A 10,551-nucleotide genomic window follows, 5' to 3' on the forward strand; every position below is an offset into this window, starting at 1 on the left:
ACGCGGGGCGAACTGCGGCTCGTACGAAGGCCCCGTCGGAGCTTTGTCGAGTCCCTACAACGCCTGCGGCGGCGTGGCGTCGGCGGGTCGCCGGGAGCGGCGCGGCGACTGTGCGGGCCCTCCAGCTGCTCCAGGGGCGCCGCGCCCGGAGGAGCCCTCGGCGAGCCTGCCGGCCACCAGTGCGCAGTGCAGCACGAAGGCGTCGCGGGGCACGAGCGGGTCCCAGCCGGTGAGGTCGGTGATCCGGCGCAGGCGGTAGCGCACAGTGTTGGCGTGGACGTAGAGCTCCCGGGAGGTGGCCTCCAGCGAATGGCCCACGGAGATGTAGGTGGCCAGGGTCTCCTCCAGGCCGGTGGTCAAGGCCGCCAGCGGGGCGTGGATCTGCTCGACGATCGCGGCGCGGGCCAGCGGATCCCCGGTCATCAGCCGCTCGGGCCACAGCTCCTCGGAATGAACCGGGCGCGGGGCCGCGGGCCAGGCATGGGCGGCCTCGAGACCGGAGACGGCTGGCTCCGAGGAGGCCACCACGGAGAACAGCGAGTCTGCCTCCGGCCCGTAGACGACCGGTCCAGGGCCGAACAGGGCGGCGAGGCGGGCCAGGGCGCGGTCGGTGCGCTGCATGTCCGCGAGCATCAGCAGCAGCCGGTCGCCCTGGATGGACACGAGCGCATCCGAGGCATGCCGGGTGGCCACCCGGCGGATCCGAGCGACCACCGCCGGGCTGGTCTGCTCGGGGCTGCTGCCGACCACCGCGGTGACCGGTCCCTTGGAGTCCCAGCCCAGCGCGGCCACGCGGGATCGCAGCGTCTCGCTGCGCTCGCCGCTGAGCAGGCCGTCCACGACGACGGACTCCATGCGGGCATCCCAGGAGCCGCGGTTCTCGGCGGCGCGGGCGTAGATGTCGGCGGCGGCGAAGGCGATGTCGCGGGAGAAGCGCAGGACGCCGTCGCGCAGGACGGCTGCGTCGCTGCCGGTGGCCAGCTCGGGCACTCGGTCCTCGACGACATCGACCACCACGCGCAGCACCTGCAGGGCCTGATGCAGCGAGATCGCGCTGGTGAGGTCGGTGGGGGCCTCCCGGAACATGGTGAGCAGGAACTTCTCGTCCTCGGGGTCCTCGCACCAGGTCACGAAGCCGGCGATGCCGCGCTGGGCCATCAGCCCGAGCTCGGAACGATCCTTGGGCCGCAGCTCGGCGAACCAGGGGAGGTCCTCGCCGAGTCGGGCGATCGCCACGTCCGACAGCGGCGCCACGTTGGCCCGGACCCGATCGAGCGTCCTGCGCCCCGGCATGGGCTCGGAGCGCCGGGCGCTGCCCCGGGAGGAGCGCGCAGACTTGCCGCTGGTGGACTTGGCGCCGCGGATCCAGCGGTTCCCGCCGAGCAGTGCGCCGCCGGAGCGGGATTCGGGGTCCGTCGAGGTGTCCTTCGCCATGACGGCCAGGATACGACAGGAGGCCCGGGGCGGGCGCCCCGGGCCTCCTGCGGTCGGCTTGCAGCCGTCAGCGGATCAGGCGTCGCCGCCCGCGTTGCCGGAGGTGCCGGCGTTGGGGTCGTGCAGGTCGTACTTCTCGATCGCCTTCTGCGGGGCGTCGGAGTCGACCTCGCCGCGCTTGGCCAGCATCTCGAGGGTGCGCACCACCATCGAGTGCGAGTCGATATGGAACCAGCGGCGAGCACCGGCACGGGTGTCCGCGAATCCGAAATCATCCGCGCCCAGCGTGGCGAACTCGTTCGGGACGTACTGGCGGATCATGTCCGGGACCTCCGAGGCGTAGTCCGTCGAGGCGATGATCGGGCCCTCTGCGCCGGCCAGCGCCTGGGTGACGTACGGGGTGCGCACGCCCTCCGACGGATTCAGGAACGCGTCCTTCTCCGCGGCCATGGCATCTCGGCGCAGCTCGGTCCAGGAGGTCACCGACCAGACGTCGGCGGAGACGCCCCAGTCCTCGGCCAGCAGCTTCTGCGCCTCGAGCGCCCAGGGCACTGCCACGCCGGAGGCCAGCAGCTGGGCGCGCGGGCCCTCCTGCTCGGCGGCCTTCAGGTGGTAGATGCCCTTGAGGATGCCCTCGACGTCCACATCCTCCGGCTCGGCCGGCTGGTGGATCGGCTCGTTGTACACCGTGAGGTAGTACATGACGTCGTGATCCTCATCGGCGGTGCCGTACATCTGCTCGATGCCGCGCTTGACGATGTGGGCGATCTCGTAGCCGTAGGCCGGGTCGTAGGTGATCACGGCGGGGTTGGTGTTCGCCAGGATCGGCGAGTGCCCGTCCGCGTGCTGGGTGCCCTCGCCGGTCAGCGTGGTGCGCCCGGCGGTCGCGCCGATGATGAATCCGCGCGCCCGCTGGTCGGCGGCCGCCCAGAAGACGTCGCCGGAGCGCTGGAAGCCGAACATCGAGTAGAAGAGGTAGAACGGGATCATCGCCTCGCCATGGGTGGCGTAGGAGGTGCCCGCGTTCAGGAACTGCGACGTGGCGCCGTCCTCGTTGATGCCCGGGTGCAGGATGACGCCCTGCTCCGACTCCTTGTAGGACAGCATCAGCTCGCGGTCCACGGCCAGGTAGTTCTGGCCGTTCGGGTTGTAGATCTTGGCCGTGGGGAAGAAAGAGTCCATGCCGAACGTGCGGGCCTCGTCCGGGACGATCGGCACGATGCGGTGGCCGAAGTCCTTCTCGCGCATGAGGTCCTTGAGCGTGCGGACCAGCGCCATGGTGGTCGCGGCCAGCTGCTTGCCGGAGCCCTTCTTGGCCGAGGCGTAGGCCTTGTCCGACGGAAGGGTGATCTCCTTCTGCTCGTGACGGCGCTCCGGGAGGAAGCCGCCGAGCTCCTTGCGGCGCTCGAGCATGTACTGGATCTCGGGGGAGTCCGTTCCCGGGTGGTAGTACGGAGCGTTGTACGGATCCTCGAGCTGGTCGTCCTCGATCGGGATGCGCAGGTGATCGCGGAACGATTTGAGGTCCTCCACGGTCAGCTTCTTCATCTGGTGCGTGGCGTTGCGGGCCTCGAAGTGCGGGCCGAGGCCGTAGCCCTTCACGCCCTGGGCCAGGATGACGGTCGGCTGGCCCTTGAACTCCATCGCTGCCTTGTAGGCGGCGTGGATCTTGAAGTAGTCGTGCGCACCGCGCTTGAGGTTCCAGATGTCGTCGTCGGACAGGTCCGCCACGAGCTCCTTGGTCTCCGGGGTCTGGCCGAAGAAGTGGTCGCGGATGAACGCGCCCGACTCGCCCTTGTACGTCTGGTAGTCGCCGTCCAGGGTCTGGTTCATGATCTGGACGAGCTTGCCGGACTTGTCCTTCTTCAGCAGCTCATCCCACTCGCGGCCCCAGATGACCTTGATGACGTTCCAGCCGGCACCGCGGAAGAACGCCTCGAGCTCCTGGATGATCTTGCCGTTGCCGCGCACCGGGCCGTCGAGGCGCTGCAGGTTGCAGTTCACCACGAAGGTCAGGTTGTCGAGCTTGTCGTTGGCGGCGGCCTGCAGCACACCGCGCGACTCGGGCTCGTCCATCTCGCCGTCGCCCAGGAAGGCCCAGACGTGCTGGTCGGAGGTGTCCTTGATGCCGCGATTCTCGAGGTACCGGTTGAACTGGGCCTGGTAGATCGCATCCATGGGGCCGTTGCCCATGGAGACGGTCGGGAACTGCCAGTAGTCCGGCATCATGCGGGGGTGCGGGTAGGAGGACAGCGCGTGGCCCTCCTTGGTCTTCTCCTGGCGGAAGCCGTCCAGGTCCTCCTCGGTGAGGCGCCCCTCGAGGAAGGAGCGGGCGTAGTTGCCCGGAGAGGAGTGGCCCTGCCAGAAGATCTGGTCGCCGCCGCCGGGATGGTCCGGGCCGCGGAAGAAGTGGTTCTGCCCGACCTCGTAGAGCGTGGCCACGCCGGCGAAGGAGGAGATGTGCCCGCCCACGCCGATCTCCGGCTTCTGAGCGCGCTGGACCATCATGGCGGCGTTCCAGCGCATGTAGGCGCGGTAGCGGCGCTCGATCTCCTCGTCGCCGGGGTACTCCGGCTCCTGATCGACCGGGACGGTGTTGATGTAGTCCGTGGTGGTCACCATGGGGACGCCGACGCTCTGGGCGCCGGCATCCTGCAGGAGCGCGCGCATGATGTACTGCGCCCGCTCGGTCCCCTGGGTCTCGACGAGGCCACGGAGGGACTCGACCCACTCCCGCGTCTCCTCAGGGTTGGAGTCGCTCAGCTGGCTGGTCAGCCCGCTCAGGATGTGATTGTTGCTCTCGGATGCCACGATCAACCTCTCTTCGTCGAGTGCGGCGGCGGTCCAGGCGGCGGCTGCGCCGATCGTGGGGCGCGCCCCGCCGGAAGTCCTTCGGACCATCATCCAACATTCTGCCCGCTCGCGCGTCCACGCCCGGGCCTCATGCCGCGAGACTTGCCGTGCGTCCCTGGTCACAGTCGGTTCTCGGAGCCGTCGAGCGGCGGCCGGGGCGTGATGCCGAAGCGGCTGTCAAGGGGGCGCGGGGGTTGCCAGTCGCCTTGCAAGCGGAGGCCAACAGGTGTTGTGTTGCCTCGAGAGCTGGATCGCATCCTGCGGTCGAGCACCCCAGAACCAGCCGCACTCGAGCGGCATGACTTTCGGCTGAGCCTTCCAAGCAGGAGGGCGCCGGTGAAGGAGAGTGACGTGGGCGAGGCCAAGGCCGCCGCGGACGACGCGATGAGCGAGCTCAAGCTGCCTGAGGGCGCCATCGTGCAGGAGTTCGGGTACGACGACGACGTCGACTTCGACCTGCGGGATCGCATCGAGGACCTGATCGGGTCGCAGATGCTGGACGAGGACGACCAGGACGTCGTCGACGCCGTGCTGCTGTGGTGGCGCGACGGCGACGGCGACCTCATCGACGCCCTGGTCGATGCCCAGACGCAGCTGGACGCCGGCGGAGCCGTGTGGCTGATGACCCCGAAGCCCGGCCGTGACGGGCATGTGAGCCCCGCGGACGTCGAGACCTCGAGCTCCACGGCGGGGCTGCACACCACCTCGCGCGCCGGCGTGAGCGAGGACTGGACCGCGCTGCGCCTGGCGCCCAAGCGCAATCACTGACGAGCAGGCAGGCGGCATCCGCCGCCGCTGCACGGACCCCCAGACCCACGACGATCTGCACCCGAGCCAGCCGTCACGGCCGGCTCCGGAGGCGGCGAGGTGAGACCCATGATCGAGATCGGCCAGTTCGCGCCCGACTTCACGCTGACCAACCAGTACGGGGAGGACGTGACGCTCGCAGAGCACCTCGGCCGTCCCGTGGCGCTGGTGTTCTACCCGTTCGCGTTCTCCTCGGTGTGCACGGGGGAGATGTGCCAGCTGCAGGACATGATGGATGAGGTCCAGGAGGCCGATGCCCTCCTGCTGGCGGTCTCCACGGACTCCCAGTACGTCCTCAAGGCCTTCAGCCGCGAGGAGTCCCTGGAGTTCGACCTCCTCTCCGACTTCTGGCCCCACGGCGAGACCGCACGCGCCTTCGGCGTGTTCGACGAGACCACCGGCATGGCCAGCCGCACGACCTTCCTGATCGACGCCGACGGCATCGTGCTCGACCGCTTCACCTCCGAAATCACCTCGCAGCGCCCCGTCGAGCGCTATCGCGAGGCCCTGGCCAAGCTGCCGGCGCCCACCGCGTGAGTCCTCCTGTCCGCATCCTGCGGGCCGGCTACGGCCCCCGCGATGAGCCGGACCTGTTCCCTGATCCGCAGGCTCTGAGCCTCGATACCGGGCTTGCGGTCGCGATCGAGCAGCTGGCCGGACGGGAGGCCCTCGTGATCTCGGGCGCGGGCATGTCCACGGCCTCCGGGATTCCGGACTACCGCGGACCTGATGCCCAGCCGCGCCAGCCCATGACCTTCCAGGAGTTCACGCACTCGCCCGAGCGCCGGGCGCACTACTGGTCGCGCAATCAGATCGGGTGGCGGAACCTGCAGCGCGCCGAGCCGAACGCCGCGCACCGCAGCCTTGCCCGGCTCGAGTCCGCAGGGGCAGTGCGGGCGGTCATCACCCAGAACATCGACCGGCTGCACGAGCGCGCCGGCTCGCGCTGCGTGATCGACCTGCACGGGCGCTACGACCGCGTGCGCTGCATGGAGTGCGCCACCCTCATCCCTCGCGCAGTCTGGTCGGATCGGCTCGACGAGCTGAACCCCGAGGCTGCGGCGGCCTCGGCGGATCCCGCGGACATCGACTTCGCCCCGGACGCCGATGCCGAGGTCGCCTACGCCGGTGACGCCTACCGCGTGCCGGACTGCCCGGTCTGCGGGGGCGTGGTCAAGCCTGACGTGGTGTTCTTCGGCGAGAGCGCGGATCCGGACGACGTCGCCGCCGCCTGGCATCAGACCGAGCTGGCTCAGGCCCTGCTGGTGCTGGGGACCTCGCTGACCGTGCACTCGGCGCGGCGCTTCGTGCGCCGCGCGGTGCGCGCGGGCATCCCCGTGGTGATCGTCAACCACGGCCAGACCCGCTCGGATGCCGAGGCCTCGGTCAAGATCGACGCGCAGGTCGCGGAGTTCCTGGCCTCAGCCGAAGCCCCGCTGAGCGAGGGCGCACGCGGCCGTCGACCCTGAGGGGCCCAGGGCCAGGAGGACGTCTTCACAGCCGACGTGATGGAAGACACCAGCTCCCGCATCAGGAATCGTTGTCAGATCGTCACATAAGAGGCGACTCGGGGGTAACATCAGGGTCAGCATCGGGTGCTGACGGCTGCAGAAGTCGTCCACCCGATGCCGCCACATCCAGGGCCTTTAGCTCAGCTGGCAGAGCACTGCGTTTACACCGCAGGTGTCGTCGGTTCGATCCCGGCAGGGCCCACCGTAAGGCTCGCGACACCAGAAACCGGGCCGCCATGACTCGGGCCGAAGCCGACGAACTCTGTAGCCTGCCCGTGAACGAAGCCGCCGAACGCATCGAAGCCAAGCGCGCCGAGCAGGAGCAAGCGCGGCAGCGAGCCGCAGAGCGGGCACAGCGGCTTCCCGACCCATTCGCGCACGACCCCCACCGCAGCGGGCCGCACCGCGAAGGGCCGACACGCAGCCTATAGACCACGGTAGGTAGGCAGGCAGGCTGCTCACGGCAGTTCCTCGGGTCGGCAAGCACAAGACCAGGAGTGGGGCGGATGACCTACCGCCAGGTAGCGATACGTCCATTCAGAAGAGAAGAGGCAGACGGAGTAGTAAGTGGCTGAAGATGCTTGGGGCTAAGTGGAGGGCACATATCAGTCCTGAGTCACGAGCTCGGCGCGGCGAGCAGGAGGAGGATTGGAGACCGCAGGGAAGGCAGTGTTCCTATTTCGAGGCAGTACCGCCTTATTTCTATCGGCGCATCAGGTACGGTGAACTCGGTTCTCGGTTCGCCTCGTTCACCGACGCGGCCTGCGGCCTGGGGTCGGTGGAGAGCGTCCGCTCTTCGGTGGTCAGTAGGCGACGGAGAAGCGTGTGCGGTGGTGGGCGGGCTTCTCGATCTCGTCGGTGATGGCGAGGGCGATGTCGTCGCCGGAGATTTCCGAGACGCCGTTCTCGTCGCGCAGGAGGATGTCATCACCGATGCGGTAGTGGCCGCGGGCGGTGCCGGGGGCGTGCTTGCCGAAGTTCTCGGCGGGGCTGATGAGGAACCAGTCGAGGCGGTCGTCGGTGTTCGCGCGGAGGTCGTCGAGGGCTCCGGCGAGTTCGAGGGATTCGGGCTTGGCGACCTCGGGGAAGCCGGGGGTGTCGACCAGGCGGGGCCCGCCTGGTGCGATCAGGAGCGAGCCGGCCCCGCCCATTACCCCGAAGCGCACGCCTCGTTCCGCGGCGAGCCCGGCCGCCGTGGACAGCAGGGCGCGGAGGCGGCCTTTGCCGGCGAGCCCGCCGTGGGTGGACAGTGCCGAGATCACGACGTCCGTGTGCTCGAATGCTGAGGCCAGGAACGCGGGGTCTTGCACGTCACCGGCCCGGTACTCGACGCCCGGGGTCTGCTTGTCGGGGATGGAACGGCTGTACGAGACGACCTGGTGGCCACGCTTGGTGGCCTCGCGGACGATACGGCTGCCGGCGTACCCGGTGCCGCCGAGGACATGGATGCGAGTCATGGTTTTTTCTCCTTATGGATCGAACGAGATGGATAGAGGGCCGCCGGGGGTCAGGCGGCGGGTTCCCGCCGTGGTCGGGGTGTGGCCAGGAGCAGGCCGAGGAGCGCGATGATCGCGGCGGCGAGCATGGTCACCCCGAGGGGGATGGCGGTGTGCTCGCCGGCGATGCCGACCAGGGCGGCGACGAGGCCGGCGAGGGCGAACTGCACCGCCCCGAGCAGCGCCGACCCTGCGCCGGTCGCGGCCGGGGACACGGCGGACATGGCCAGGGCGGTCGCGTTGCCGAACACCAGCCCGAGCGGGGCGATCGCGACGAACAGGGGCACCATCAGCCACCCGGCGGGTGCGTCGGTGAGGGTGAGGATCACGATCGCGACGACCGCGGCCAGGCTGATCGTCAGGCCGGTGAGGGTCAACCCGCGCAGCGAGACGGGACCGGCAAGACGGGCCGCGACAGTGGTGGCGATCATCAGGCCGACGGCGTTGATCGCGAACGCGATCCCATAGGCGGCCGCGCTCAGGCCGATCATGTCCTGGTAGACGAACGGTGAGGCGGAGATGTAGGCCATCATGATCGCCATCCCGAACGCATACGCGGCCGTGTTCCCCAGATAGGCCCGCGAGACCAGGCCCCGCCAGCCACCGCGCTGCGCCGTGCCCGCACGGGCTCTGCGGATCTCGCGGGGCAGCGATTCCCGCACGAACACGAGCACGCATGCCAGGGCGATCACGCCCAGGCCGGTGACGATCCCGAGCAGGCCCCGCCATCCGACCGGGTCGACCAGGGCACCGCCGGCGACCGGGGCGACGATCGGGGCGATCCCGCCGATGAGCATCATGATACTCAACGCCCGTGCCGCCTCCGTGCCGCGAGCACGGTCAAGGATGATCGCCCGGCCGATCACCATCCCCGCCGCCCCGCCCAGGCCCTGGACCAGCCGGGCGGCCACGAGCAGCTCGATACTGCCTGCGAGCGTGGCGGTCACGCTCGCGGCGACGAACAGCACCGCCCCGAACACCAGCGGCACCACCCGGCCGGCGCGATCCGACCACGGCCCGAACGCCAGCTGCCCGGCCCCAGCGCCGATCAGGAACGCCGTGAGCGACAGCTGCACCCCGGTCGCCGTGGTCGACAGCTCCGTCGTCATCACCGGGAACGCCGGCAGGTACAGGTCGATCTCGAACGAGGCGAGCCCCATCAGCAGCGCCAGCGTCGACAACAGTCCCGCACCGATCGCCTTGCCCGCCGCCTGGACGGGCGTGCCCTCTGCCTGTCGCCCTGTTCCCGTGTCGGTCATCCCCGCCCGGCTCCTTCTAAAACTATAGTTATGAAAACAACGCTATGATAGCATAAGCATATGCGACCAGACGAGAAGCCGGTGAGCGGGCCGGCACCAACCGGTGCGGACCCGTTGGTGCGGCTCGCGGACGCGGTGCTGCATGTCGAGCGGAAGCTGCGCGCCTACCCGTTGCAGGACCCCGCGGTCGCGCCGCTGTCACCGTTGGAGTGCCTGGTGCTGCTGCACATCGACGCCAACCCCGGCGTGGCCCCCTCGGGACTGGCCTCGGGCCTGTCGCTGACATCGAGCAACGCGAGCACGGCGCTGCGCGGACTCATCGCCAAAGGGCAGATCGAGCGCCGCCCCGACCCGGCGGACCGCCGCGCGGCACGCCTGCATCTGACCGAGGAAGCGGCACGGTCGGTGGGGATCGTGCGGGGCATGTACCGCGATCTGCTCGGCTCGCTCGACCTGCCTGCCGAAGATGTCCTGACCACTGTGCGCACTCTCCAGGCCATCGACACCGCCCTGAGCGACCCCGCACGGAGCTGAGTTATGGAGCAAGGCGCAGGCGACTACCGTTGGAGCCTCTGGCACTCTCATTTCGAGGTGAACCCGTGGTCGTATGACCAGTCTTCATCCGCACCGAGAAGCGGGCAGCGGAACGCTGCGGCTAACACAAGGCTTCACTGGCAGTGCTGAAAGGGTCGGCGCTCTTCCAGCCGTTCGCGGTGGATACGAGGCAGTCTGCGGAAGCAGGTCGGCCCGCGCGTCTTCGACTGCGTGGCGTTCCTCGTCGTCCGCGATGGCTCGGTGGTTCTCACCGTCGGGGAGCGTCACCACCCGATCGCTTTTGGTCACGCCGTGCTGATCGCCCCGCGTACTGTCTTCACCTACGAGCCCGAGGGCACCGCCACCCTGACGACGCTCTTGGTCGACGTGGACTACCTGCTCGATCAGCTCTACTGGCAGCATCCCGACGTGTTCGCGGATCGCTACGTCGTGAGACAGTACGCCGGGGCCTTGTTTCCGGATGCCGCTCATGTGCTCCATGTGAACGGTGAGGACGCCAATCGCCTGATCCTCGTGCTCGATGAGATGACGACCCTCTACGAAAGACGCGAGTACCCGGCCTCGTACTTCTGGCTGCAAGCACGCCTCTCGATGCTGTTGGGCACGCTCGCTCCGCACGTACGCGCGGCTCCGGAT

Annotated in this window: 9 protein-coding genes and 1 tRNA gene; 6 read left to right on the forward strand and 4 right to left on the reverse strand. The window is 69.1% G+C overall.

Annotated features, from left to right (window positions below; genetic code table 11):
• Nucleotides 1-54 precede the first annotated feature (54 nt).
• Together M3E84_RS02375 and aceE are read right to left on the reverse strand one after the other, a co-directional pair.
• Nucleotides 55-1,434 (reverse strand): CdaR family transcriptional regulator, encoded by a 1,380-nt coding sequence (locus M3E84_RS02375; protein ID WP_259894401.1) that lies wholly within the window; start codon nt 1,432-1,434, stop codon nt 55-57.
• Between the two features lie 75 nt (nt 1,435-1,509).
• The gene (aceE, locus tag M3E84_RS02380; RefSeq protein WP_259894402.1) at nt 1,510-4,245 is read right to left on the reverse strand and encodes a pyruvate dehydrogenase (acetyl-transferring), homodimeric type; all 2,736 of its coding nucleotides are present in this window, start codon (nt 4,243-4,245) and stop codon (nt 1,510-1,512) included.
• Nucleotides 4,246-4,638: 393 nt separating this feature from the next.
• On the opposite strand from aceE, the gene M3E84_RS02385 reads away from it, so the two are divergent.
• The 4 genes from M3E84_RS02385 to M3E84_RS02400 all read left to right on the forward strand — a co-directional run bounded on the left by M3E84_RS02385 (nt 4,639) and on the right by M3E84_RS02400 (nt 6,807).
• Nucleotides 4,639-5,055 (forward strand): DUF3052 domain-containing protein, encoded by a 417-nt coding sequence (locus tag M3E84_RS02385; RefSeq protein WP_396415543.1) that lies wholly within the window; start codon nt 4,639-4,641, stop codon nt 5,053-5,055.
• A 108-nt stretch (nt 5,056-5,163) separates the two neighbouring features.
• A complete protein-coding gene (locus tag M3E84_RS02390; RefSeq protein ID WP_259894403.1) occupies nt 5,164-5,631 on the forward strand; it encodes a peroxiredoxin in 468 nt (155 codons plus the stop codon).
• Nucleotides 5,628-6,563, forward strand: a complete 936-nt coding sequence (locus tag M3E84_RS02395; protein ID WP_259894404.1) for a Sir2 family NAD-dependent protein deacetylase — start codon at nt 5,628-5,630, stop codon at nt 6,561-6,563. Before M3E84_RS02390 ends, M3E84_RS02395 begins: the two co-directional genes overlap by 4 nt.
• Nucleotides 6,564-6,734: 171 nt before the next feature.
• Nucleotides 6,735-6,807 (forward strand) — tRNA-Val (locus M3E84_RS02400).
• 601 nt (nt 6,808-7,408) lie between these two features.
• Here the strand turns inward: M3E84_RS02400 and M3E84_RS02405 are convergent.
• Together M3E84_RS02405 and M3E84_RS02410 are read right to left on the reverse strand one after the other, a co-directional pair.
• Nucleotides 7,409-8,062, reverse strand: a complete 654-nt coding sequence (locus tag M3E84_RS02405; RefSeq protein WP_259894405.1) for an NAD(P)-dependent oxidoreductase — start codon at nt 8,060-8,062, stop codon at nt 7,409-7,411.
• 50 nt (nt 8,063-8,112) lie between these two features.
• Nucleotides 8,113-9,360, reverse strand: coding sequence for a multidrug effflux MFS transporter (locus tag M3E84_RS02410; protein ID WP_259894406.1), 1,248 nt, complete (start codon nt 9,358-9,360; stop codon nt 8,113-8,115).
• A 60-nt stretch (nt 9,361-9,420) separates the two neighbouring features.
• On the opposite strand from M3E84_RS02410, the gene M3E84_RS02415 reads away from it, so the two are divergent.
• Together M3E84_RS02415 and M3E84_RS02420 are read left to right on the forward strand one after the other, a co-directional pair.
• The gene (locus M3E84_RS02415; protein ID WP_137802968.1) at nt 9,421-9,894 is read left to right on the forward strand and encodes a MarR family winged helix-turn-helix transcriptional regulator; all 474 of its coding nucleotides are present in this window, start codon (nt 9,421-9,423) and stop codon (nt 9,892-9,894) included.
• Between the two features lie 195 nt (nt 9,895-10,089).
• A partial coding sequence (locus M3E84_RS02420; protein ID WP_396415544.1) for an AraC family ligand binding domain-containing protein occupies nt 10,090-10,551 on the forward strand: 462 nt, incomplete at its 3' end.

Source organism: Kocuria sp. p3-SID1428 (assembly GCF_025149945.1).
Classification (GTDB): domain Bacteria; phylum Actinomycetota; class Actinomycetes; order Actinomycetales; family Micrococcaceae; genus Kocuria.

What these genes read in the sequence shown, in the direction of transcription:
- M3E84_RS02375 (WP_259894401.1), bottom strand. Translation starts at nt 1,434, where the DNA reads ATGGCGAAGGACACCTCGACGGACCCCGAATCCCGCTCCGGCGGCGCA.
- M3E84_RS02390 (WP_259894403.1), top strand. Translation starts at nt 5,164, where the DNA reads ATGATCGAGATCGGCCAGTTCGCGCCCGACTTCACGCTGACCAACCAG.
- M3E84_RS02405 (WP_259894405.1), bottom strand. Translation starts at nt 8,062, where the DNA reads ATGACTCGCATCCATGTCCTCGGCGGCACCGGGTACGCCGGCAGCCGT.
- M3E84_RS02410 (WP_259894406.1), bottom strand. Translation starts at nt 9,360, where the DNA reads ATGACCGACACGGGAACAGGGCGACAGGCAGAGGGCACGCCCGTCCAG.
- M3E84_RS02415 (WP_137802968.1), top strand. Translation starts at nt 9,421, where the DNA reads ATGCGACCAGACGAGAAGCCGGTGAGCGGGCCGGCACCAACCGGTGCG.